This is a genomic window from Companilactobacillus sp. HBUAS59699 (assembly GCF_036913575.1).
In the GTDB taxonomy this organism is placed as follows: domain Bacteria; phylum Bacillota; class Bacilli; order Lactobacillales; family Lactobacillaceae; genus Companilactobacillus.
Genome location: NZ_JAYKTV010000002.1, coordinates 330634 through 357133 on the forward strand (window position 1 = coordinate 330634; position 26500 = coordinate 357133).

Genomic DNA, 26500 nt, shown 5'->3' on the forward strand with positions numbered 1-26500 from the left:
GATGGAAAGACTATTGATAAAGACAATCCTGTTACTTACACAGGTGTTACTAACGATGAATCTACAGTTCCTGTTACTAACCCTGATGGTTCCACTTCTGATTTGACTATTCCTGAAGGAAATTACGGAAATTCAACTACTGTTTATCCTGATCCTATTTCTGGTTACGATACTCCTGAAATAAAAGTTGTTTATGGCTCTGATGGCACTCCTACTATCACCCAAGATGGAAAGACTATTGATAAAGACAATCCTGTTACTTACACAGGTGTTACTAACGATGAATCTACAGTTCCTGTTACTAACCCTGATGGTTCTACTTCTGATTTGACTATTCCTGAAGGAAATTACGGAAATTCAACTACTGTTTATCCTGATCCTATTTCTGGTTACGATACTCCTGAAATAAAAGTTGTTTATGGCTCTGATGGCACTCCTACTATCACCCAAGATGGAAAGACTATTGATAAAGACAATCCTATCACTTACACAGGTGTTACAAATCCAGAACAAAAACTAACAGTTAAAAACCCAGATGGTTCAACAACTGATCTAGTTATTCCTGAAGGTAAGTTTGGTGATGCACCTATAACTGTCTCCGCAATATCCATTTCTGGATACAGTGCACCTGCAGTAATTGTTACTTACAATTCTGACGGAACTTCAACTATTACCGATGCCAAAGATACTACTAAACCAATTACCACTGCTGACACCCTAACCTACACAAGAAAATCATCAGGCGGCGGTTCAACAACCGTAGAACCAACAACTCCTGATGAAGGTGCAATTGAACACAAGAATCAAACAATCTCGACATATTCTGACAAACCTGCGGTTAATATTTATCGTCTAGGTTCAGACAACAAGATGTCACAGATCACTAACCGTCAATTGCTTTCAGCATCTAACTGGTACAGTGACGAGATCATTACGATCGACGGTGTAAGTTACTATCGTGTTGCTACTAACGAATGGGCTAAGACTAGTCAAGCTTACCCATATCAAGCTCTCAACTTACACATCAGAACTTACAATGATTCTGAGAAGCCTCTTTACAGAGCTGAAAATACGCTAATTGGCAATGAAACACTTGCTCCAAGCAGCAGCTGGATCACTGACCGTGAAACATACGTGATCAACAATACTAAGTACTACCGTGTTGCTACTAACGAGTTCGTCAATGCCAACGATGTCTATGTTTACTCACCAGTAAATATGGTCGTCACGACTCGCTCTGATGCTTATACAAACATCTATACTGCTAAAGGTGAACTGGTAACTAACAGATCACTGATCAACAACAGCAGTTGGAAAGCTGACAGCATTACATACATCAATGGTGACAAGTACTACCGTGTTGCTACTAACGAATTTGTCAAAGCTAGCGATGTTGATGTAAACAATCAGATCTAATAGTTAAACAAAAAATGGAACAGCAAAATTAATTGCTGTTCCATTTTTTGTAATGAATTAGAGACGACTACTCCTCAAACTGACTATTATACATATTAGCGTAGAAACCATTCTCACTCATCAACTCATCGTGATCACCACGCTCGATGATCTCACCGTCTTTGACAACTAGGATCATATCAGCGTTCTTGATTGTTGATAATCTATGAGCAATAACGAACGATGTTCTTCCCTTCGTTAATAAGTCCATCGCCTTTTGAATCTGCTCTTCAGTTCTCGTATCAACGGAACTAGTAGCTTCATCAAGTATCAGCATTGGCGCATTTCTGATCAATGCCCTAGCAATCGTCAACAATTGTTTCTGACCCACTGAGAGACTAACTGAATCATCCAAGACCGTATCGAAGCCATCTGGCAAAGTATCGATGAAATGATCGATACCAACTGCCTTGCAGGCTTTACGAATCTGTTCATCAGTCACATCTGGTTGATTGTAGACGAGATTATTTCTAACTGTATCTTCAAATAACCAAGCATCTTGTAAGACCATGTCGAACTGATCACGTACTTCTGATCGTTTCATATCGGTAATATTGACACCGTCGATCTTGATCGTACCACTATTGAGATTGTAGAATCTCATCAACAGGTTCACCGTCGTTGTCTTACCTGATCCAGTTGGGCCTACGATGGCGATCTTCTGCCCTGGTTCGGCATGCATAGTAAAGTTCTTCAGAATCTTCTGACCGGGCAAGTAGCCGAATTCAACATTATCGAATTCAACATCCCCAGTCGTCTTAGTTAACATCTTAGGCTTATCTGAATCGTCAACTTCTTCAGATTCTTCTAAGAAACCGAAGACACGTTTCATCGCTGCTGAAGCAGTCTGTAAACTAGCGAAAGCCTGTGCAATCTGTGATAGTGGCTGTGAGAAGAGACGGACATAGATCATGAAGGCAACGATCGTCCCCATGCTCAAGCTACCGTTGATTGCCATCACACCACCAACGATACAGACCATCACGTAACCGAAGTTACCAATGAATCCCATCAAGGGTTGCATGATTCCTGACATAAATTGTGACTTCCAGACAGCATCGTACAAGTTATTATTCATTTGGTCGAAGTCTGACTTAGCCTCATCGGTATAATTGTAAGTCTTCACAACGTCGTGACCTGAATAGATTTCCTCAGTATAACTGGAAATATCAGCTAGTCGTGTCTGTTGTGCATTGAAGAATCTCTGTGACTTGCCCATGATTATCATGGTACCGATGAAACCAGCTAGAACGGAGACAATAGCTGTAATACTCATTGGCACGTTGGTGACCAGCATCATTATGACGACGCCAACGAACAATGTAACTGACGAGATCAATGTACCCAAACTCTGATTAAGCGACTGCCCCATGGTATCCAAGTCATTAGTAACTCGACTCAAGGTATCACCTTCGTTGTGAGTATCGAAGTAGTTCAATGGTAATTTGTTGATCTTATCAGTGATCTTAGTTCTGAGCTTCTGAGTGAACTTCTGTGTCACTGTCGCCATAATGAACCCTTGACCGTAAGACATGGCAGCTCCGATTGCATAGATGATTCCCAAAATCATAACGATCTTCATAACTTGGGCAACGTCGATTCCTTTGATCAAGCCAGCTGTGATTAGATCAGTGATCTTACTCAACTGACTAGGACCAACGATTGAAGCAACACTACCTAAGACGGCAAATATTACTGCGACAAGCACTGGTCCAATATACGAACGTCCATATTTAACGACACCGTCCTTAATACTGACGTCTCTAGTATTAGCTCTACGCATTAGGCAAGTTCCTCCTTTGATAATTGTGAATAAGCGATTTGTTGATAAACTGAATTATTCTTCAATAACTCTTCATGTGTTCCTTGTCCAACTACTTGTCCTTTGTCTAGAACAATGATCTCATCAGCATCAATGACCGTACTGATACGTTGCGCCACGATGACTTTGGTAGTCTTAGCAGCTTTTTGCTTCAAAGTTTCACGCAACTTGCGATCAGTCGCGTAGTCTAGTGCTGAGAAGGAATCATCAAATAGTAATATCTCCGGCTTACGTGCAATCGCACGGGCAATTGCCAAACGTTGTTTTTGACCACCGGAGAAGTTATCACCGTGTTGAGCGACAGTTGAATCTAACTGTTGCTCTTTTTCTTCAACGAAATCTTTTGATTGTGCTGTATCTAGTGCATCGTAGGCTTCATCATCAGACAGTTTGTTTGATTTGTTAGTGCTGGTACCGAAGTCGATATTGCTCTTAATATCACCACTGAATAATACTGCTTTCTGAGGAATGTATCCGATTCGATTGTTCAAGTCGGTTTGCGAATAATCTTTGACATCCACGTTATCGATCAGTACTTCACCACTTGTTGTATCGTACAATCTTGGAATCAGATTGAGAGCAGAACTTTTACCACTACCGGTTGAGCCAATGATGGCAACTGTCTGTCCTTGATTTGCCTTGAAAGACAAATTCTCAATAGCTGGTTTCTCAGCTCCGGGATACTTGAATGTAACATTTCTAAATTCCAACTCACCTTTGTCGGTGGGATCATTCTTAGTTTCATTATCAAATATGATCGAAGGTTCAATAGCGAGTACTTCGTTGATTCTACCAGCAGAAACTGTCACACGAGGTAACAAGATGAAGATCATCGACAACAACAAGAACCCTAAGATAACTTGCATGGCATATGATGAGAAGACGATCATATCACTGAACAGAGTCAATCTCTGAGCACCAACAGCTTGGTTGATGATCACCGCACCGATTCCATAAACTGCTAAGGTCAATGCACTGGAGATAAAAGTCATTCCTGGATTCATCAAAGCTAAGAACCGATAGGCGAATAAGTTAGTATTAGTTAGATCATCATTAGCTTTATTGAATTTTTTGTTTTGGTAATCTTCAGCATTATAAGCGTGAACGACACGAATACCTGACAAGTTCTCTTGAGTAACTAAGTTCAAACGGTCGGTCAAACTCTGGACCATTTTGAATTTTGGCTGTACCTTAGTCAAGATCAAAGTCAGCATGAGACACAATATTACGACAGCAACGGCTGTGGCAGTAGTCCATTCCCATCCCTTACCAGCAATCTTGGTAATTGCCCAAATTGCTGTGATCGGCGCTTTGATAATAACTTGCAATCCCATCGCCACGAATTGTTGGATCTGGGTAATATCGTTCGTTGAACGTGTCAACAAGCTGGAAACCGAAAAGTTCTTGATGTCTTGGGTTGAATAATCCATAACTTGATTGAAGACATCTTTTCTAATTCGAGCCGAGAATCCTCCGGCAATCTTAGCGACGAAATAGCCGGTGACGACAGCAGCTAAGACACTGGCAATGGAGCACAGGATCATCATCGCTCCAGGTTGTAATATCTGACTGATGGTCGTACCCTTGGTCTCAATTCGTTCCGTGATGGTGGACATGTAGCCTGGTATACTCAGCTCTAACCAGACTTGAATGACGATGAATAGTGTACTTATTGTCATCATGCCGTATTCTTTTTTATTCATTCTTTTTAGTAACTTAAACATTGGCAACTCCTTCTCTCCTATGAGTTCGCATGCGAACTATATATCCAAAAATAAAATGCTTATTCAGCATTATTGGAAATCTGTTTTAATACTTTGAAAAAGGTCTTCATATCCTCATCGGATATATCTTTACTCAAAGATTCTTCCACCTTTTGAGCGGCCGCATCGATCTTAGTCATTGCTTCTCGTGCTTCTTTGGTCAGGAGCAGACGTTTGTAACGTGCATCTTTACTAGACGGTGTGGTTTCGATGATACCATTCTTAACCATGCGACTAACTAGCCCACTGGCAGTCGACTTACTGATCGACATAGCATGTTCCAGGTCACGCTGGAAGATTTCCTTGTCGTCATTCATCGCTAGATAGCCCGATGCCATCGCCTGCAACTTAGAAATATGCTTATGATCTTCATTAAAGATTGCATAATTAGCCTTAACATAGCGATCAATCTTCAACGATACGTCTCTAATTTGAAACATGATTGTCTTTCCTGGATCAATCATGATGATTTCCTCCTATCAGTTCGTATGCGAACCATATTACTTTCTTTTGTTGTGAATGTCAAATAAAAATATCTCAAATCAAATTAATGACTTGAGATATTTTGAAAATTTTAAATTAAAGTAAGACGACACCAACACCAACAAGTCCTGGCCCAGTATGAACTCCCAGAGCGGGACCTACTTGACCGAAGAATTGTTTACTACCGTGGATTCCATCTTCATCAAGTAACTTGATCATTCGTTGACCCATAGCAGCATCGGCGCCATGACCTACGGCTAACAAGTAATCTTTGTGATCACCGATGAAGTCATTGACTAAGCCCAACATGAGCTTTTGACCTTTCTTCATTCCACGTGCTTTAGCGGCAGTCGTATAGATACCTTCACTATTACAAGTGATGATCGGTGCCAGCTTCAACATATTACCGACAACTGAAGTAACTAGTCCGATTCGACCACCAGCACGCAAGTATTCCAATGTTGGGATACAGAAGTAAACCACAGTGTTCTTAACCATCTTAGCAACACCATCAACAACTTCGGAATAACTCTTACCAGCATCGACCATGTCCTTGGCTCCAACGGCGATCAATCCGGCAGCCACAGCCACTTGCTTAGTATCAAATGTAGTATAAGTAAATCTGTCATCATCTTCTAGCAATACTTTTAAGAAATTATAAGTACCACTCAATCCGGATGAAACTGAGATTGAGACGATATGATCGTAACCATCTGCAGCAATTTCATCCAAAGTCTGATTGATAACTTCACCTGAAGGCAAAGATGTCTTCGGAATTTCCTTCTCTAATCCGTCATAGACTTCAACAGCAGTAATGTCGCGTCTATCCAGATATGTTTTGTCTTTATAAATAATTTGCATTGGTAATTCATAGATTCCCGGCTTTTCAAGATACTCCTCAGGGATATCACAGCAGGAATCAACCAATATTGCAATACGTTCTGTCATTTCTCTTTACTCTTTTCTTTCGAGCCGTCGTCATTACTTAGTAACAGGATCTTCTTCGTCACCCACTTGGATGCAAATGACATTGTTACCATCTCAACCATCAAGTAGGCTTGCGAATCATTGCCTTCTGACAATTTCTGACCCTCAGTCCGATGATTGATCAATTTCAAAGCTGTTTCCTGCTTAGCACAAAAGAAATCAAAGGCATTCTCGATCCCACCATTCAACTTGGTCATCAAATCAATGCCCTCTTCGATCTCACTTATCGAGACAACTTGCTTCAAAAAAGTAATGGCGATTAAATATGCCAAATGTTCTCTGGTATATCTCTTTTTAATCGGATGTGGTAGAAGTCCGTTTTTTACATAGTTGTTGACCATCGAAGTAGTAACGATTGGTCCATCATCTAACCAAATCGGACCTAAGTACTTATCTATCAATGTTAGCAACTGATCTCGATACAAATCCAATTCTGGTAGATCTGACCAGCGTGGTAACTTGAATTCCTCTAAATTATCTAACCATTCTTGCAATTCATCCATTAAAAAGCACCTCTTTATGATTACTAATACAATTTATCATAATCATAAAGACTGTTCAACCTAGTTTTAAAAACTAGATAAAATAATAATAAAAAATTTCACTTTAATATCTTTTTCAAGTTGATTTCAAAACTATCTGTATTTTTTATGAGCGGATTGTGAAACCAACCAACGCTCTCATTAACTACTTCGCCAATGACTAACGCTCTAATTCCTCGAGTAATGGTCAGCTTCTCTTGGTCATCGGTCACGAATTCTTCGATGAACCTATACATGAATCCTTTTAGACGTAAGACGGCTTCACCGATACTTTTATCTTCAGATAGTTCTGAGGTTCTCAATGCCATTAACGATAGTGACAAATTGTCTAAGCCAAACCCACGCATAACTTTTGCAATTTTGATCAGTCCCTCTTTGCCGCTATACCCTAAGCATTCAGTCTTGATCTTATTATCTAAATCATCAAAATATTTATTAGTTATCGCTAAATTCAAAGCGTCACGGTTTTTGAAATAAAAATACAACGCCTGTGTCTTACAATCCAAATCTTCAGCAATGCGCTTAAAAGTAGCTGCATTAGCACCATCTTGACTAATTATTTTCATTGCTGTTTGAATTATTTTATCTTCTGAAAGATCGCGTTTTTGAGTCATACGTCTACCTCCTATCACGTTCCTTTACATTTTACAACTTGTAAATTATAATTACCAATTGTAAGCAGGAGATGTGAATATGACATATTTAGCACTAGTTTTAATCGGATTCGTAATCGGCATCTTTGTTCTATCAACTGGCGGTGGAGGTGCAGCCTTCTACTTAGGCGTACTGACCAGTATCTTTCATTTGAGCGCACCCGTTGCAGCGGCTACTTCACTGTTAACAGCCTTTCCATCTTTAGTAGTCGGTGCCTTTGGACATTATCGAACCGGTAACATCCGCTTCAAGGTTGGTAACAGAATGTTGATCTCAGCTATCCCCGCAGTCGTAGTGGGAGCTTTGATTTCTCCATACATTCCGCTAAAAATATACACTTGGATCGTTGCAATCATCTTAGTTGTATTAGGTCTTCAAATTCTAATACAACTTATTTTTCCAAAATCAAATTCTAACAAAAAATCCGGGAACGAATCTCTAAAGGCATCGATGTTTGGTGTCATCAGTGGCCTAATGGTCGGTGTCGCTGGCTTAAGCGGCGGCGGTCCTATTCTAGCAGGATTGTTGTTACTCAATCTGGACATGGTTAGAGCAGCAGCCACTTCCTCATACGTCCTTGCCGGAACTACATGTGTCGGCCTAATATTCCATCTCTCTGGTGGCAACGTCAATTGGTCGATCGGTATTAGTCTAATGATCGGTGCGATACTAGGCGCACTCTTAGCACCCAAGTTATTAGCCAAAGTCGATCCAATAAAATTCAACAAATATCTTAGACCATTTATCGGTGTTCTCTTAGTAATCATGGGAGTTAAAATGGTCATCTAACAAAAAAAACGAGTCGGAAAAATTCCGACTCGTTTTTTTTAATCTTCTGCGATCAAATCGCGTTCATGCCAACCGATAATTACGATCAACAAGATACCGACAATACTTAATCCAGCAATCATAGCGATGTTATTAGCAATCTTAGCACCACCTAGGTACAAGTCACCAACAATAACAACTAGCAAGATAGCTAGGATTCCTGTCCATTGTAGACGAGTAAAGGCTGAACCAGTCTTACTGCGTTCCTCACGACGTGTAACGTAAGGCATAATTGCACCTAATCCGATCAAGACAATGATAGCAACGAAGTTAATGATCAATTCGTACCACCATGTACTTGTACCGAAGGCAACGTCTTGAGGTCCGATACCAAAAATCGTAGCAATAGCAGTAACGATCAAGCACCACCAGCCGACAGCCAAAGCTATCTTGTCATTTTTGATATAAACATATTCAGAAGGATATTTAGCACTATCCATACGGATCTTAATGAAAGCAAAGAAGATCCAGCAAGTAACACCTGGTGAAATAATTCCGTTAAGATTCAATAGCCAGTTGAAAATATCATTCATACTTGGTAAGAAAATTCCTAATAACATAATGAAGGCACTCAAACCACAAGTTAACAAGTAACCATTAACTGGTAAGCCTGACTTATTCTTCTTACGAAGAACCTTAGGCATGTACTTAGCACCTGTATCAGAAATCAACATTCTAGTCATCGCATCAAGTAAAACAGCTAACAAAGCAGCTAGATAGAAGACTTCTGTCCAGGCAAAGATATACATCAAAGAATTGCCCATGTGGAACTGTTCACCTAATGCTTGGAAAGCATAGTAAGAACCATTCATCTTCAAATCATTTGGTAAATGATAGGCATCGAAGAAAACACCTAGTGAGAATGAACCAAAGATAGTTAGGAAGGCCGTCATAACGGCTAACATGATCATTGCCTTAGGGAACTCGCTCTTAGGCTTACGCATCTTAGTAATAAACGGTGCAATCAATTCAGCACCGTTCATGGCGTAGATCAATAGTCCCAATGTAGTTAGATAATGTAAATCAAATTTTGGAACAATTGTATGAACATTCATTGGTTGAGTAGCAATATGACCACCCATACCTAATGCAGCAAATGTCATAATAACGAATAGCACAGTCATACCAAACATGGCCACACCACCGATAGTACTCAAGAATTCAAGTGAATGCTTGAATCTTGATTGAACGAAGATGAAGACAACGAACGTTATAACGGTCCAGAATGCAAACCAACCGTTCGACATTGTATCTTGTAATTTACCATTTCCATACCATGCCCAACCTAATCCAACAACGATTGAATTAGCTGTATCAACAACGTAAGGAATAGAAGCAGCCCAGTATGTCCAAGCTGTGAAATAACCTAGGAATTCACCACTAGTTCCACGAACCCATGATGTAAGTCCACCACCCTCATGATTGAAGACCGATCCTAGTTGTCCAACCATAAGTGAATATGGAATGACGTATAAAAATAACATGATAACCCAGGATGTAATAACACCCATACCTTGGTTTTGAAAATTATATGTCAAATCATCAAAACCAATTACCGTAACAAAACTCATTAGTGCCAAGACAGGCCAACTAATAAAGCTTTTTTTCGGCTCTAAAGTTTCCATAATAATCCCCCAAAAATATTCAAAAAATTTAGTAAACAATTGCAACTAATAATTTTACAACTTTTTGAACCACTTTAGAGCTGAAAACGTTTTTTAATAATAAAAAAAATACCAACAATATGTCAGTATTTTTATATTTTACTTATATATCAAGGCTTAAAGGCTCTTTAATTAAAATAAAAATATATTTTATTATTTAATTTATATGATGTGGCCTAGTTTGATGTCGTACTAGGGCAATAACACGATAAGCAATATCCTCGCCAACTAGTGTTATCAATGATCCTAATAATATCACAACGATACCAATGATGGTTCTGCCACTGATTGCTTCACCTAAAATGAACAACGATAGGACCGGAGCCAGTGCTGGTTTGATCAAGAATATCAATGAAGCTTGAACGATCCCGACTTCTTCCATTGAAATAAAGTACAATCCAAAGGCTACTCCCGTGACCAAAACTGAAATATACAAGATCAGTGGCAAGGTTTGTAACGTCAGACCTTTGAAGAAGGGAATATTGACGAACTCACTATAATGAGCAGGTAAATTTTGTGCCAGTGAAGTGTGACTTAACAACATTAAGGCACCCAATTCTAATGATCCGAATAAGAATGAGAAACAAGTCATTGACAAGCCATTGATGCCGATCTTATGGCCATTGATACGTGACATAACGCCATAAACACCAAAGATGATCGATGCTAAGAGTCCTAGAGCGATTCCCATAGGATTTTTTAAATTAAATGGATTAATAATGATCAATAGTCCAACAAGGGTCAATACTAGTGCAAATACATTCGTACGAGACAATTTTTCACGTAGGAAGATAAATCCTATGATAAGTCCAAAAATTGGATTAGCGCTCAAAATAATCGCAATGACAGATGCTTCTGTAACTTGAATAGAGAGTTGATAGAGTGTCATGCTGACAACAACGATAACAAAACCGGTCAGCGCACAACGTCCCCAATCATACAGCGACATCTTCACGCCATTCTTTCTGAGGTGAAGAATAGCGAATGGTAATAACGCCAATCCCCCAATCAAGAATCGAATAAAGTTCAACTCAACTGGATTGAATTGACCACCGGCGATCTTTAAAGCAATTTCCATCGAGCTGAATAAAAACATCGGTATTATTATGCATAGAAAACCTTTTAACTTCAAAACTTTCGTTTCATCCCCCAAAAAATTAGTGAATAACATTACTAGTGTACTACTATTGGCAAGTTATTTTCGAGGGAGAATTAAATCTTACTTAGTAAATCCAGCTTTTGTACTGTAACCTTTACCGACAGTTAAGTCATATTGAATGAGCTTGTAGTCGTTCAACAATTCCTTTTGTTTCTTACTCAAATCTTTATAAGAAACTTGCTTACCAGTCTTCTTATTGACATACAGACTTTCAGAATTACCGACAGTACTCTTAGCCATAGCGGGAGCATCTTCTTGGATCTTCGTCAGCATAGCGTAGAACGGTGTGACCTTTTGTCCCATCTGCTTGTACGCCAAAGCGATAAAACCATTGGGATCAGTGATCTTAGTATTAGCATTTAATTTCTTCGTAGCATGATCATGTTCGATCGCATACTTATTACTGTAAACAAAGTATTCCGTCTCATGTTGTACGACATTGTACTTCTGCATGCTGTTACCGTCATAAATTCCCGGCAAGTGATCACCGTACCAGACGACAGTAATTGGCTTGTTGATCTTGTCTAGTTTATCAAGGAAGGCTTTCGTAGACGCATCCGTCAAGTTAAGTCCTTTGGAGAAGTTAGCTACTTGATCAGCATTCTTCCCGACTCCACTACCGCTAGCCTTGAAATTATTATTCTTGTAATTGTTAGTGTATGGCATGTGATTTTGCATCGTGACCAAACTAATAAATTGGCCGCTCTTGACATTATTCACTTGCCACAAAGCGTCATCATAGGCTGACTCATCACCAACATATTGGCCGCCATCAGCTGGGCTAGTGTATTGGAGGGCGAGGTTTCCGGTCGTGTCAATATTTCTAAAAGTCTGGAAACCAAATTTCTTATAAACACTAGCACGACTATAAAAGTTACCGATATAAGGATGGATCGCAGCTTTAGTGTTGAACTGATTAGTAATATTTTCGGGATTCTCTTGCTTTTGCACTAGTTGTACGTATGGCGATTGTAGTGACTTCGAGAACTGATTATATGCCAAACCTGTAAAAGTCATGTATTCCATATTAGCCGTTCCGCCACCGTAGCCAGAACTGAGCATCAAGCCTGAAGTATTGTCCTTCATCGTTTGACGGATATTAGGGATAGCATCTTGATTGATCTTAACATTAGGAACTCGACTGGGATCAGCGAAACTCTCACTCAAAACAAAAATCAAAGTCTGTTTATTAACATTACTATTAGGACGATCTTGATTAATATTTGCTGCCACATCTTTATACTTCTTAACTATCGAATCGATCTTAGCCTCACTGTAATCCTTTGGCTGATCCATAACTTTAACTCGAACATTGGTCAAGAAAGTTATTAAGGGACCGTTACTATTAGTTTCCCAAATCAAATTGGCTGTAAAATCTGAGCGACCAGCTTTGGCCAGTGCCTTATTAGTTAACGAACCCTCGTCATTAGCTGAGTAAAAACTACCTAGACTCAAGACTGCCAACAAAACAAAGACTACTCTAGTTGGCCACTTCATTCTCAAGAGCGACTTGCCGAATTTTCTTTCTAGGAAGATACAGATGGCAATTCCGATCAAAAGAGCAACGACAATTTCAGCGACTAACTTCAAGCTGACCATCGTCAACAGCTCTTTGATATTACTCAAGAACATTAAATCACTCGGTAAAACTGGTTCCGTTCGATAAATAACCTTCAAGCGGTTGGCAACAGCATATATCAAAAAGAAGACATAAAATACCGCTGTTGAATAGAAGAAACGGTTTATTATTCCGTATAAGCCTAAATAAACTAATAACAATATCAATGATGTTATTAGGTACATGCCCGGATAGGTCTTCGTAACGGTATCAATGGTAAATTGCATTGCTCCAGTTTGTGAATAGTCCAAAACAAACCCCATCAGAAGCGCTGATAGGACTATAAAAACAAATTGTAACGCGTAAATTTTGTTAAATCTTTTCATTATTAGATAGCACCTTATTATTTCTTAATTAACACTTCTATATACTAACCTAAATTAAAAGAAAAGTAATAGTGAATAATGATTTTGCAGTATATTAATAATAAGTAGACATTTTGGAGGTACTTATAATGACTGACAAAACAAAGATCATCAAAGAGCACTTATCCACCGTTATCGATCCCGACATGGACATCGATATTATCAATCTAGGTTTGATCTATAACATCGAAATAAACGATGATATTTGCAATATTGAAATGACCATGCCCACTAGAAGTTGTCAATTCGGTGAATCAATGGCACAGAACGTTATTAAGACCGTCGAAAAAATTGATTTTGTTAGTAAATGTAATCTCAATATTGTTTGGAATCCCGTCTGGACTAAGGATCGGATGTCCAAACTTGCTCGAATGACCTTAGGTGTCTAAAAAATCCGTCTCAATTGAGGCGGATTTTTATTATCTAAGTTTAAATATCCCCAATAGTATAGACATTACCATTGATGATACTGTATTTAGGAAGTACTAGCTCTTCAGTTTTTCTCGTGTTGCCATCTGAATCAGTCAGTTCTTTACTGCCGCGTTTGATATCAAAAATAGTTACGTCAGCATCATAACCGGCTTCTAGTTTGCCTTTGTGTTTCAAATTAAAGTTCTTAGCCGGTCTAAGAGTGATCATTGGGATGATCTCTGCTAGTTTATAACCAACGATGAGCATCTTTTCAATACAAGTCGACATGTCATAGACTGGTCCATTCTCACGATTCAACTGATAAATACCGGTACTAAGTGTTTCAGGGGACATCTTATATTTCTTGGCCACCTCTGCGGTATGAAAGTTAAAACTACCTGAACCATGACCGACATCAAAAATTATTCCGTGCTCATAACCATCTTGCACAAAGTCATGAATATTATCACCTTCATCCAAGATGCCGTTCTTCTTACCGTTGAAGCAATGAGTCAATATGTCACCGCGTTCCATCACCGCAATGATCTCTGACAATTCAGGAGGATTAGTTCCGATATGAACCATCAGTGGTAAGCGTTGATGCAATTTTACTTGTATATACTTAGCTTCTATCAGAGGATTAATACCGTTATTGATCACCGTCGATCTACTCATTCTGACTTTGATTCCAACAACAAAGTCAGGATACTTGTCGACAACATTCTGTACTTCAGTCAGGCTTATTTGCGTCATATCCTCAAGCTCGTTATGAACCAAAATACCTGTCTTAGAAGCATTGATCATCGCGTAGACATTGGTCTTCTTATCACGGGTACAGTCATAGAAATCACCGATACTATTGGAACCAGTTGACCCTGCATCGATCACCGTTGTAACGCCGGTCTTATAGCCGTCTTCATCTGGATCATCACCGTAATGGTCTAATTTTTCATAACAATGAACGTGATCATCGATCCAGCCAGCGGAGACAAAGGATTTTTTCTCCAAGTCAATTGTTTTACTGGCGGTAATATCAGCTAACTCCTTACCAACTCTTTCGATCTTTCCGTTAGTAATCAGAAGCTCTATCGGCTCACAATGCTCATTCAATCCGTTCTTAATATATAGATCAGCCATTCAAATCATCTCCAATTTAAATTTAGCCCATGGCGTTACATAGTCTAATAGGAACAATTCTTTTTCAGAAATTTCCGCAACCAAGTTCTTTCGTGGGTCACTGTGCGGTTCCAAAACGATCTGTAATTCATTCTTATATCTGCCGAACTCATCATTACCGATCACGATATCTCCTCGCCTAAACTCGTGTGTGCCACGACTTTTAGGATTAGAATCGGGACCATATTTAGTTCGTACTTGTGTCGAACGTGCCACCAAGCTGGTAATGTCGCCGCGCCTCATATGCAAATTATCCAAGAGGATCTTTTGTTCCAGTTCATTTATGTCAGATGATAGTTTGACTCCAAAGGTCAATTCATAACGATTCATTTTTCCCAATTCCTCTAATTCATCATCCGAAGCGTAGGCATTGCCAATAATCACACAATCTATCAAACCGGTCGCAAATAAATGTTTTGCCTGAATAACTACTGGAAAATCTCGATGCATCTCTAATGTTGGCAAGCCATCATTCACGTCCCAAGGTCCCATATTGCCAGATTGTGAAGTAATAAAAGCTGCTGTTTCAATGTTTTGCTTCCTGAATCTTCTAGAACAGGATAGAAAGAACTCTAGTGGTAATCCTGTTCCACGTTGGGGATAGAAGTTATGGCATCCCAGGATGAATGGTCGATTAGCTGAATAAGATAGAATATTGTTCAAATAATCGACATCGTTACTCATATTCAGTTCAATATTCAACTGTTCTGGATTATAAGAGATCATAGCTTCTGTCTGACCGTCAAAACCGGTATCCAATCTAATCGTATCGGCCCCCAATTGCCTAAAAAAGCTTAAATCCTGATATGAAATGCCTAATTGATCAAAAATATCTGGTGCCACATCCAACGTAACGGTATAACCTAAAACTTTGGCGTATGAGATCAAGTCGTGATATCGGTCCATTACTTGCTCTCTGCCCGTGCCAATCTCTAACATACTCATAAACACTCTAGTGAATCCTTGTAACGCTGCCTTAGCTAAATATTCTTTGTCACTATCAATATTGCTGTGATCCGGATATACTGAAACTCCCAAAGTTCGTTTAGTCATATATTTTCCGCCTTCTAATCTATGGACATTTTTAAATAGTTATTCCGCTTGATACTCGTTTGTCGCCTTCTAATCTGCCTCCTCAATTTTTCAAAAAAATTATAACATTATAATATTATGATGTAAAAAAATATACGAAGCTTAGACTTCGTATTCGATCTCGTAAGGAAACTTATTCGTATCATACATCGCTAATGAGTATTCGATCAAATTATCAAAACGATCAAAACCACGTCTGATTCGCTTGATCGCTAGTGTATCCGACTTCTCTAGCAATTGTTGATTCGCTGAATCTAAGTTTACAGCTTTGAATTCATCTTTAAAGCTGGCAATTTCATGACCACTCTCTTGTAGAATCTTGTATAACGACTTGTGGCGCAAGTTCTTCAGCTCTTCTTGTATGGCAACATTTGGTAAATAGTGTTCAAAGACAATAAATGGTTTATCGTTGAGAGAGTACAGGCGCTTGATGTAGAGGATATGCTGATTAATATCATTCTCAAACGGTGTACCTGTTGGTGGGACTAGTTTTATCTCCAGTATCTTCTTCGTCAGACTACCATTCTCGTCTACGATCGATGAGAATGATCTCGCCTTTGATAACTTGTTGAACAGATTATTACTGATGACTGTCGTGCCAATACCACTCTTCTTGACTAGGTATCCTTCGCCTACCAGCAGTTCAACGGCCTTTCGAATAGTGATTTTACTAACTTTGTACATTTTTTCCAATTCATTTTCGGTCGGGATCAAAGTTCCAACTTCATATTTACCCGACAAGATATTCTTTTTAATATCACTGGCAACTCTTTGATATAAACTTCCTGCTATCATATTATTATCTCCAATAATTCACTTTAATTAATTAACTTAACATCTTAATATTACAATATAAGTTGTCGTTACTAAATAATAGAATATTTTTTTAAATAGATTATTATAATAAGAATCGGAAATATGATAATCGTGATATTTATTTTTTTAAAGTAGTAGGTGGATGGGTGCCGCTGGCAGTGGTCAACAATTCCATCTGCCGTGGGACCGGTCTCGGCCTGAGGAACGTCTTCGACCTCGCTCGGAAGCCCTCGGTCTTCCGAGTCGTCCAGTGTACTAAGCGATAAATCGCTAAGTACACTATCACGGCTGATTCCATTGTTGGCCACTGTCAGCTAAATAGTATTGATACTTACTTAGCAGTAAAACGGCAATCCTTCTTTGAATTTTACAAATTAAAAACGTACATTGCAGCAATTTGAATAGATTATCTATTCATTCGCCATAATGTACGTTTTTTAGTATCTAATTTAAATTAGTTGGAGGTCAGCAGTAATGGAATCAGTAGCGAAAGTGGTGTTAATGCGGTGATTTTCCGCATTTACAGCACTGGACGACTTTATTGATTTGCGATTTATGCAAAGCAAGAAAGCGAAGGTCGAGACCGCCTTTTGGCTCGAGCTGATCCCGCTACAGATGGAATTACTGCTGACCGGAAGCGGAAAATAGAATACTCCACCAACTCTAAAATCACTTGAGAAATTGTAATCTAACCGCATTAAGTACCGCTATAACCGTAACGCCAACGTCAGCGAATACCGCTTGCCACATTCCTACGAAACCAAAAGCACCTAGAATCAAGAATAAAACCTTGATCCCGATAGCAAAGCTAATATTTTCCATAACGATCTTACGAGTAACTTGGGCAATCTTGATCGTCTTAGAAACCTTTGATGGTTCATCACCCATAATGACAATATCTGCGGCTTCAACAGCTGCATCACTTCCAAGGCCACCCATAGCAAATCCAATATCTGCCGTTGTCAAAACTGGAGTATCATTGATTCCATCGCCGACAAAGGCAACTTTTTTATTATTTTTCTTTGATTTAGCTAATAATTTTTCAACAATATTAACCTTGTCTTCTGGTAACAAGTCTGTATAAACTCGGTCTAGTTTTAATTTTGTAGCGATCGATTGACCAACCACTTCGTTATCACCTGTCAGCATGGCACTCTTGATACCGCGTTGATGTAACAACTCTATAGCATCTTCGGCGTCAGACTTTGGTTCATCAGCGATAACGATACTACCGATAAATTTGTCATCGGAACTGACATAAACAACCGTACCAATGCCATTATCTCTAATAAAATTAATTCCTGACATTGCCTTATCGTTACCGACAACGATTTTTTTACCATTAACAGTTGCACTCAGACCATGACCTGCATGTTCATTAGCATCTGTTACTTCAAACAAACTCATATCGCCGTTATAAGCTTTGATTATAGACTGTGCAATTGGATGAGTTGAGTTCTGCTCAGCCGCTGCTGCTATACCTAATAATTCTTGTCTAGTAATACCAGCAACTGGTTCGATTTTGACAACCTCAAATTGTCCTTTTGTTAGTGTACCAGTCTTATCAAAAGCGACTGTGTCGACATTATTCAAGGCCTCTAGATAGCTACTTCCTTTAACTAAAACACCTTGTTTAGAAGCAGCTCCGATACCACCGAAGAAACTCAATGGTACTGAAATAACTAACGCACAAGGACATGAGATAACTAAGAAAACTAATGCACGTGAGATCCATTCACTCCAGTTACCAGTGAATAGTGATGGAACAATTGCTAGAGCAACTGCCATTGCTACAACGATGGGTGTATAAATCTTAGCAAAACGAGTGATGAATTTTTCAGCTGGAGCTTTTTTACTGCTGGCGTTTTGAACCATGTCCAAAATCTTGGCTACAGTTGAATCACTGTATACTTTAGTAACTTTGATCTCCAAAGTACCATTCTGGTTGATCGATCCACTCATTGCTGAATCATTTTCCTTGATACTTCTAGGCATTGATTCACCTGTTAAGGCCGAAGTATCAACCATCGACTTACCAGCAACAACTGTACCGTCGAGCGGAATCTTTTCTCCAGGTCTAACAACGATTATTTGACCTACTTGAACTTTGTTGGGATCAACTTCTTTGGTACCAGACGCTAACTTGATCGTAGCGAAAACTGGTTTAACTTCTAATAGTGCGGAAATTGAACGTTTAGAATTATTAGTTGCAATATCTTCGAATAAATTACCAACTTCATAGAAGAACATTACCGCAACAGCTTCGGGATACTCACCCAAAATAAGTGCACCGACCGTTGCTATCGTCATCAAGAAATTCTCGTCAAAAATTTCTCCATGAAAAATATTCTTGATTGCTTTAAAAACAATACTTCCACCGATCACAAAGTAACCGATAAAATAGAAGATAATATTAATGGACTCATCAAAAACACCAATGAACCCTGTTACCATAAATATTGCCGAAATCACTAACTTCCAAATCCTTATTACAGATTCTTGATCTAATCTTTTATGTGATTTCTTTTGTTTATCCTTAACTTGATATTCGGATTGGACATTGTATGACTTCATTTAGAACATCCTCCCTACAATTGTGTAAGTGTTTACATGAATATATGAGCATTCATTCATATTTCATCTATAATATAATATATCCAACAGGGAAATTCAATGATTTTTAAGAAAAAGGTGAAACATTATGGTAGAAAAAGATTTTTCGGAGCAGGAACATCAAGATGCTCTCAATCATCTGAAAGAAAGCATTCCTGCTAACGAAGAACTAGAATCGATGGTCAACATTTTTAAGGCATTTGGCGATATGACTCGTGTAAAAATTATTCTGGCATTGTCAAAGACACCTTTGAGTGTTGGAGAAATCGCCGATACTTTGGACATGAGCCAATCATCAATTTCCCATCAATTGAGCTTGTTGCGCCAATTAAATCTAGTTAATAGCGTGCGACATGGCCGAAATATACATTACCGTTTGAGTGATCAACACATCATTACCATCTTTGGACAAACCAAAGATCATATTATTGAAGATGAAAACGACTGATATGACTGACTTTCTAGCATTAATTTGCTGGGAAGTCTTTTTATTTTGAAATAATTGATTGCAAACTGTTGACTTTAAATTTAGTGGAACTATAATGATCTATGTAATCAATAAAGTGAGTACTCACTTTCTAATAATATAAAAAGTTTTTAGAGGAGCTGATATTATGTTTACAACAATGTTTTGGATTTTAGCAATTTGGTTCGTGATCAACGTCATTTGGATGTATGTCAAAAGAGATGACCAACAACTTCAAAAGGCCTTAGGCTGGGTCAATGTTGTTGCTGTCATCGCTGGATTCTGGGCTTACTTCGGTGCAACTCAAGTAGCCGGAATTGACACTTGGTTCAACATTTTGAATTATGTAAATATCGTCCTTGCGGGAACACAATTATATTTGGGTTACCGCAATGGTCATAGCGTAAAGCACGCTTAATTTTAATATTTTAGATTCACCCCTGAGGAAGCTGGGACAAAAGCAATTTTGTTCCAGCTTTTTCGATGCCATTGAATTACAATTAAGTTACTAATTAATTTGAGGGATATATAATATGAAAAGTTTAATTGATATTTATAAAGAATCACCCGAAACATCTGGTTTAACTGACAAACAATTAAAGATTTTTCAAGCTGCCATAACGCTCTTTGCCCAAAAAGGCTACAAAGATACCAGTACCAAAGAGATTGCCCAAAAAGCAGGCGTATCAGAAGGCAGCTTATTTAAGCGATTCAATAATAAAGAAGAGTTACTATTATCGATCCTCAAGCCGCTATCTCGTGTAATTCTACCGGAGATACTTAATGAATTCTCAGAGCAAACTTTAAAAACTGGATACCCCACTCTGCACGATTTCATCGACGTTATTTTACGTAATCGTTTAGATTTTTTCATTGAAAACATCGATGTGCTTAGGATCTTTATTGATGAGTTTATTTACGATGAAAATATTCGCAAGAGTATCGTTGCTGAGATTCCTTACGAATATTTGAAGACCATTAATGATGCCATCGATAAATTAAAATCTGATGGATTGATCGTTGATTGGAACAATGTCGAGATCTTTAGATTTATCTTTTCCACTATATTCGGTTATTTAGCACAGCATTACTTCCTATTTAGATCTCCAAATTGGAACAAGGAAGAAGAAATTTCTCATTTGGTGGATTTCCTAGTTAAAGGATTGGCACCAGAAAAGGATGTGAAATAATGTACGGCATTCACCGTAAAACTCTACCTGCAAAAATTTTTATTTTACTAATGCAGATCATCTATGTATTGATCGATTACAAGTGGATTACCCCACACCTTACATCAACGATGGCTATTAATATGTTCTTACTTATATTGATAACCTTCATCCGATTGAATTCCATGATGTTCATCTGGCTACCACGCGGTATTAGTTGGAAGGAAGCAATCAGGAATAGTTTAGCATTTGGATTGTATTATCTTGGTTTTCCAATTTTAGCAATTTGGAGTAGCTTCAATCTCGTTTGGTTCGGCTGGTTATTATTTATTATTGGATCCAGTGTAAACAGCCTATCTGAATTGTTACGTAAACCTTTCAAGGCGGATCCCAATAATAAGGGAAAGTTATACACCGGTGGATTATTCAAATACGCCGTTCACATCAATTATTTCGGTGACGTTCTATGGGTTTTGGGATTTGCCATAGTTACAGGAAATATTTGGTCGCTATTAATACCAATAATGTTACTGTGCATGTTTGTATTTTCATAAATTCCCAATGCGGATAAGTATTTAACCCAACATTATGGGCAAAGTTTCATTGAATATAATAAAAAAACAAAATCGCTGATTCCCTTCATCTGGTGACCTCACTAGCTTTCAAAGTAGTAAGGTTTATTTATTAATTTTTCGTTAAAAAAACTTGTTGACTCACAAAAATAGTTTTCTGAAACTTTACACGATATTTACATTAACTTTGCTGGATATTTACACTGACCAGATACAATAACATAGTTCTTAAATTATTAGACTCTTGAGGAGAGATTTTATGAAAAAAAGTAAGTCCCTTGTAATTACAAGTTTATTATTTAGTACTATGATTTTAAATCCTAGCATGATCAACGCTGTTGTTGTTAACGCTGCTGACGCTGGAGCTGAAACACCAGAGAAAAAGCCAGAAACCTCAAAAACAGTTACTATTCACTTCACAGATAATAGTGGAGCTGATATCGCTGGTGTTGTGGATCAATCAGTAACTATCGCTAAGACGGCTACAGATCTTAAGAACTACATGATCTCAACACCTGCTAACTACAGAGTTTCTGACAATCAAGATTTAAAAGTTAGTGATGATAACAAAGCTACAATCAAAATCACTAAAACTAAGAAAATCAGTATCAGCTTCCTTCTTAACGGCTCACCACTCTCTGTATCACAAGATTTAACTCATGACACTGTCGATGATGATGCCACAACTATCGACAAAAACAAATTACATCTTCCAAAGGGCTACATTTTGGAAAATGGAACTAATGACTTTAAAATCGTACAAGGTAAGGCAACTATCCATGTAACAGATGTTAACAAGCAAAATGTTTCAATCGTCTATCTGGATGGAGTAAAGAAACTACAAATTGTTAGTCCAGCTGTAACTACTAGTTTGCTTGTACCTGAAGGCACAAAATCTATTAATGCATCAGATATTCAAATTCCAACTGGTTATACTTTGAGCCCAGAAAACAGATTTGAAATTTCAAGTAACAGCTATACTCAAGGTGGAGTTACAGTTACAAATAGAATTGTAACTGTAAAACTAAATAAAGCTACTAACAGCGGTGCTACTGATACAAAACCAAGTACACCAGCTACTCCTACAACTCCAGGTAAACCTGGCAATGTAACAAATGGCGACAACACTGTATACACAAATACTATTCAATTCATTAACAAAGCTACTAATAAAATTGTTGGATCAGCAAATATCTCTGGTATCAATGGTTCAAAACATACAGTAGTTGTCCCCGATGGATTCGAATTAGCAAAAAATGAATCATCAGAAATCAAAATCGATAAGTCTGTAAAAGCTGTTCATATTCAAGTTGTTCAAAAAGGAACTGCAGAATCAGAAATCACAGCTCACAAGACAACCTTCAGAACTAACAAAGTTACACAATTATTCGATAACAACGGTAAAGCAATCAATAACCGTGCATTAATGTCTAACACAAGCTGGGCTGTTGATAAGATGATGGTTCTTAATGGCGTAACTTACTATCGTGTTGCTACTAACGAATGGGTTCTAGCAAGCGATTTAGCTTAATGATCATTTCTATTCCTTACACTACACTCTCATAAATCCAAATACTTAACAAAACCACTCAACCATAAAAGCCAACAGCTGTCCTCCAATCAGCTGTTGGCTTTTTGTCTGTAATTAAAAAATAGCTGGCTTAATATTCTTACGAGTCAAATCAATTAGTAATTGTATCGGATCAGACATACCCTGAACTTTTCTATAGGTAATACCGACATCTGTTTTCAAAAGTCTATTAGGAATTTTAAAAACATTCAATGTATTGGTTGGTAGTGCAAAGTTTTCACTGACTATTAGTGATGATACAAAAGCACATCCCACTTGCTTCTTTGCCAATTGGGCTGCAATATCCATATTTGCTACCTCAGTAACAACATGTAAATCTACTCCATGATCGATAAAGAAATGATCTAAGACTTCTTGGTAATGTGAATCTTGTCTAATACTTATAATATTCTCACCATCTAATGCATTAATAGTATAGGGAAATTCGGGAGGATAATTCATTGAACCATCAAATAAAGATGAGCTTTTAGGAATCAGTACATAAACTGAATCTGAAGATATTTTTTCATAGTCCAATTTTTTATTATATATAGGCATACCAATGAAAAAATTGACATCCCCCGTCAGTAATAACTTTTCTGCTTGTGTAGTTGGAAGTTCAATCAACCTAGTTTTTATTTCTGGATATTTCCGCTGAAATTCTGGTAATAACTTAGGAAAAAAATATCTGCCTAATGGTTGATTAGTAGCCATTACAATTTCCCCATGTGCATACTTGGATAAACTGTTCATTTCACTTTTGAGTCTTGAATATTCACTTTTTTCTCGATGCAAATAGTCCAGCAATAATTGTCCAGCGTAAGTAAGCCTAACTGGTTTGACATTTCTATCCAGCAACTCTACTCCGTAATTTTTTTCAGCATTATGAATTGTTTGACTAATGTAAGGCTGAGTAACAAACAAACTCTTGGCTGCTTTAGATATGCCACCATTACTAACAATTGCATCTAAGAATTGCATAACTTTATCGTCTGACATCTAACTCAACTCCTAATTGTGAATTAATATATAAAATATTAACTTTGTATATAATTACAATCCTTTATATATCAACTTATGGAATATAACATTTTTGTTATATTATGTCGTTCCAATACTAATTGTACATATATTGTGATGTGATACACAATTGAATTGTAATAAATAATTGATTAGGAGGAGAATTGAATGGTTGTAGTTACAGATAATGTTGAAAAAAGAAATGTTTCTCGCCTTTTTGAATCCGCAAGAATAGGTTCGCTAGAAATCAAAAATCGTACTGTTATGGCACCTTTAGGATTAGTCGGATATTCTGACAGCGAAGGTGGATTCTCCAAAAATGCTCAAGACATGTATATTCGCAGAGCTAAAGGAGGCGTTGGATTATTAACTGTTGGATTAGTCGTTTGCAGTTATGATGACTTCGAAAAAGGCAGTGCCCCTTGCCCTATAAATAATCCTTTTGACTTTATGAATACATCAGCAGAAATGTTACAACAGATTCATTCATATGGTACAAAAGCAATCTGCATGATCAGTGCTGGTTCAGGACGTTCATCATTCCCAGGTGCTTCCAAGAAACAATGGGCTCCTTCTGAAGCAACTAATAGATTCGATCCTAATCAAAAGCATCGTGCAATGACACACGCTGAAATCGAAAAAACTATTAGTGACTTTGTTAAAGGTGCCGCAATTTGTAAGGCCAGTGGATTTGATGGGGTTGAAATTCATGCTGTTCATGAAGGCTATTTATTCGACCAATTTGCGATGAGTTTATTTAATCATCGTGACGACGAATTCGGTGGTGATCTTGAACACAGATTAAAGATCGTCACAGATATTGTTAAAGGTATCAAGGCTCAATGCGGTGAGGACTTCCCTGTATCTATTCGTTTCTCACTAAAGAGTTTTATTAAAGAAATAAGAAACGGTGCTTTACCTGGTGAAAAATTCGAAGAAAAAGGAAGAGATATTTCCGAAGGATTAGAAGCCGCAAAAATTCTTGAGGCCGCTGGATATGACATGCTAAATGTCGATGCCGGGACATATGACGCTTGGTTCTGGAATCACCCACCAATGTATTTTGACAAAAAGGGTATTTATAATACTTTTGGCGCACAAGTTAAATCCGTTGTTGATATTCCAGTCGCAGTTGCTGGAAGAATGGATGATCCAGAAGTAATAAATAGTGCACTAGATCAAGGCATTGATTTGGTAGAATTCGGTCGTCCATTATTAGCTGATCCTGATTTGCCAAACAAAATCAAAGCTGATGATTGGGAAGACATTCGCCCATGTATTTCATGTCAAGATGGTTGCCTAGCAAGATTGGAAAAGGGACTACCCTTCTCATGTACTGTAAATCCTGCAACTGGTAGAGAAGCCGCATACCGATTGACGGCTCCATTAAAAGTAAAAAATGTTCTAGTCATCGGTGGTGGTCCTGCTGGTCTAGAAACAGCTTGGATCTGCGGTACTAGAGGACATAACGTAACATTATTTGAATCAAATTCTGAACTAGGTGGAGAATTAATTCCGGGTTCAAAACCAAGTTTTAAGTCCAACGATCATGAACTAGTATTATGGTATACACGTCAATTATCTAAAATGAAGAATGTAACGATTAAATTGAATACTTCAGCTACTAAAAAAGATTTTGATAGCAATGAGTATGACACTGTTGTTGTAGCAACTGGATCTAAACCCATTGTTCCTGACTTTGGAAGTAACAAAATGGTCACTGCATCTGATGTATTAACGGATCATAACAAAGTAGGACAAAAAGTTACTGTTATTGGCGGTGGATTAGTAGGTTGCGAAACGGCTTTGTGGCTAGAACGCAAAGGTAAAGACGTCACAATAGTTGAGATGTCAAACGATATTTGTGGTGGACCTCATGCCCAATCATTTGCCAACTATCAAATGATGAAAGAATTATTACCATATGAAGGTATTGACGTACAACTAAATACCAAGGTGGAATCAATTGATGACACTAATGTTAACGTAACAACTAAAGATGGTAATAAGGAAACAATCAGTGGTGGCGATGTTGTCTGTGCTCTTGGTTACTCACCTAATAATCCATTCATGCACCTATTGGCAACTACTGACAAGGAATCCTATCTAATTGGAGATTCTCATAATGTATCAAATATCATGGGAGCAATTTGGTCAGCTTACGCGGTTGCTAAAGATATCTAACAATTACTACTAACTGAAAATAAAGTAGCGCATCGCTTAATTGTGATGCGCTACTTTTGTTCTTACGAATT

The 26500-nt window shown here is 38.0% G+C and carries 23 protein-coding genes; 9 read left to right on the plus strand and 14 right to left on the minus strand.

The features are described 5' to 3' along the window. Nucleotides 1–1416: SLAP domain-containing protein (locus U8519_RS05260; protein WP_334329259.1), on the plus strand; the 1416-nt coding region annotated here is incomplete at its 5' end. Between the two features lie 67 nt (nt 1417–1483). Here the strand turns inward: U8519_RS05260 and U8519_RS05265 are convergent. The 6 genes from U8519_RS05265 to U8519_RS05290 form a co-directional block, all read right to left on the minus strand. Further along, entirely contained in the window at nt 1484–3238 is a 1755-nt protein-coding gene (locus U8519_RS05265) for an ABC transporter ATP-binding protein (protein WP_334329260.1), read from the minus strand. After that, on the minus strand, nt 3238–5001 hold the full coding sequence (locus tag U8519_RS05270) for an ABC transporter ATP-binding protein (RefSeq protein ID WP_334329261.1): 1764 nt from the start codon (nt 4999–5001) through the stop codon (nt 3238–3240). The genes U8519_RS05265 and U8519_RS05270 overlap by 1 nt, the downstream gene beginning before the upstream one ends. Before the next feature lie 59 nt (nt 5002–5060). Continuing rightward, a complete protein-coding gene (locus U8519_RS05275; RefSeq protein WP_334329262.1) occupies nt 5061–5504 on the minus strand; it encodes a MarR family winged helix-turn-helix transcriptional regulator in 444 nt (147 codons plus the stop codon). Between the two features lie 115 nt (nt 5505–5619). Further along, the gene (locus tag U8519_RS05280) at nt 5620–6471 is read right to left on the minus strand and encodes a DegV family protein (RefSeq protein ID WP_334329263.1); all 852 of its coding nucleotides are present in this window, start codon (nt 6469–6471) and stop codon (nt 5620–5622) included. Continuing rightward, complete coding sequence (locus U8519_RS05285) at nt 6468–7013, minus strand: DUF1836 domain-containing protein (protein WP_334329264.1); 546 nt, start codon at nt 7011–7013, stop codon at nt 6468–6470. Before U8519_RS05285 ends, U8519_RS05280 begins: the two co-directional genes overlap by 4 nt. 98 nt (nt 7014–7111) lie before the next feature. Then, complete coding sequence (locus U8519_RS05290; RefSeq protein WP_334329265.1) at nt 7112–7666, minus strand: TetR/AcrR family transcriptional regulator; 555 nt, start codon at nt 7664–7666, stop codon at nt 7112–7114. A gap of 79 nt (nt 7667–7745) precedes the next feature. Between U8519_RS05290 and U8519_RS05295 the strand changes: the two genes are divergently transcribed. Next, on the plus strand, nt 7746–8495 hold the full coding sequence (locus U8519_RS05295; RefSeq protein ID WP_334329266.1) for a sulfite exporter TauE/SafE family protein: 750 nt from the start codon (nt 7746–7748) through the stop codon (nt 8493–8495). Between the two features lie 38 nt (nt 8496–8533). Here the strand turns inward: U8519_RS05295 and U8519_RS05300 are convergent, their stop codons facing one another. From U8519_RS05300 to U8519_RS05310, 3 genes are all read right to left on the minus strand, one after another. Further along, nucleotides 8534–10159 carry an APC family permease gene (locus tag U8519_RS05300; RefSeq protein ID WP_334329267.1) on the minus strand — a complete coding sequence of 542 codons (1626 nt, stop codon included), beginning with the start codon at nt 10157–10159 and terminating at the stop codon, nt 8534–8536. Between the two features lie 196 nt (nt 10160–10355). Beyond that, nucleotides 10356–11330 (minus strand): DMT family transporter, encoded by a 975-nt coding sequence (locus U8519_RS05305; RefSeq protein ID WP_334329268.1) that lies wholly within the window; start codon nt 11328–11330, stop codon nt 10356–10358. Nucleotides 11331–11417: 87 nt separating this feature from the next. After that, nucleotides 11418–13226, minus strand: a complete 1809-nt coding sequence (locus tag U8519_RS05310; RefSeq protein ID WP_334329269.1) for an LTA synthase family protein — start codon at nt 13224–13226, stop codon at nt 11418–11420. Between the two features lie 203 nt (nt 13227–13429). Here U8519_RS05310 and U8519_RS05315 point away from each other — a divergent pair, with 203 nt between their 5' ends. Next, nucleotides 13430–13729, plus strand: coding sequence for a metal-sulfur cluster assembly factor (locus tag U8519_RS05315; RefSeq protein ID WP_334329270.1), 300 nt, complete (start codon nt 13430–13432; stop codon nt 13727–13729). A 40-nt stretch (nt 13730–13769) separates the two neighbouring features. On the opposite strand, the gene U8519_RS05320 is transcribed toward U8519_RS05315, so the two are convergent. The 4 genes from U8519_RS05320 to U8519_RS05335 form a co-directional block, all read right to left on the minus strand. After that, nucleotides 13770–14888, minus strand: coding sequence for an amidohydrolase/deacetylase family metallohydrolase (locus tag U8519_RS05320; protein WP_334329271.1), 1119 nt, complete (start codon nt 14886–14888; stop codon nt 13770–13772). After that, nucleotides 14889–15980, minus strand: a complete 1092-nt coding sequence (locus U8519_RS05325) for a DUF871 domain-containing protein (protein WP_334329272.1) — start codon at nt 15978–15980, stop codon at nt 14889–14891. 141 nt (nt 15981–16121) lie between these two features. Beyond that, entirely contained in the window at nt 16122–16814 is a 693-nt protein-coding gene (locus U8519_RS05330) for a GntR family transcriptional regulator (protein ID WP_334329273.1), read from the minus strand. Between the two features lie 690 nt (nt 16815–17504). Next, the gene (locus U8519_RS05335; protein WP_334329274.1) at nt 17505–19409 is read right to left on the minus strand and encodes a heavy metal translocating P-type ATPase; all 1905 of its coding nucleotides are present in this window, start codon (nt 19407–19409) and stop codon (nt 17505–17507) included. Nucleotides 19410–19536: 127 nt separating this feature from the next. Between U8519_RS05335 and U8519_RS05340 the strand changes: the two genes are divergently transcribed. From U8519_RS05340 to U8519_RS05360, 5 genes are all read left to right on the plus strand, one after another. Further along, nucleotides 19537–19896, plus strand: coding sequence for an ArsR/SmtB family transcription factor (locus tag U8519_RS05340; protein ID WP_334329275.1), 360 nt, complete (start codon nt 19537–19539; stop codon nt 19894–19896). A 166-nt stretch (nt 19897–20062) separates the two neighbouring features. Next, nucleotides 20063–20332: a hypothetical protein gene (locus U8519_RS05345; RefSeq protein WP_334329276.1), complete on the plus strand. Its 270-nt coding sequence runs from the start codon at nt 20063–20065 to the stop codon at nt 20330–20332. A gap of 115 nt (nt 20333–20447) precedes the next feature. After that, on the plus strand, nt 20448–21104 hold the full coding sequence (locus U8519_RS05350) for a TetR/AcrR family transcriptional regulator (protein ID WP_334329277.1): 657 nt from the start codon (nt 20448–20450) through the stop codon (nt 21102–21104). Next, nucleotides 21104–21637: a DUF1295 domain-containing protein gene (locus tag U8519_RS05355; protein ID WP_334329278.1), complete on the plus strand. Its 534-nt coding sequence runs from the start codon at nt 21104–21106 to the stop codon at nt 21635–21637. The genes U8519_RS05350 and U8519_RS05355 overlap by 1 nt, the downstream gene beginning before the upstream one ends. Before the next feature lie 277 nt (nt 21638–21914). Beyond that, complete coding sequence (locus U8519_RS05360; protein ID WP_334329279.1) at nt 21915–23186, plus strand: SLAP domain-containing protein; 1272 nt, start codon at nt 21915–21917, stop codon at nt 23184–23186. A gap of 114 nt (nt 23187–23300) precedes the next feature. Here the strand turns inward: U8519_RS05360 and U8519_RS05365 are convergent, their stop codons facing one another. Next, nucleotides 23301–24224, minus strand: coding sequence for a LysR family transcriptional regulator (locus U8519_RS05365; protein WP_334329280.1), 924 nt, complete (start codon nt 24222–24224; stop codon nt 23301–23303). A 189-nt stretch (nt 24225–24413) separates the two neighbouring features. On the opposite strand from U8519_RS05365, the gene U8519_RS05370 reads away from it, so the two are divergent. Further along, nucleotides 24414–26429, plus strand: coding sequence for an FAD-dependent oxidoreductase (locus U8519_RS05370; protein WP_334329281.1), 2016 nt, complete (start codon nt 24414–24416; stop codon nt 26427–26429). The last annotated feature ends 71 nt before the right edge of the window (nt 26430–26500 follow it).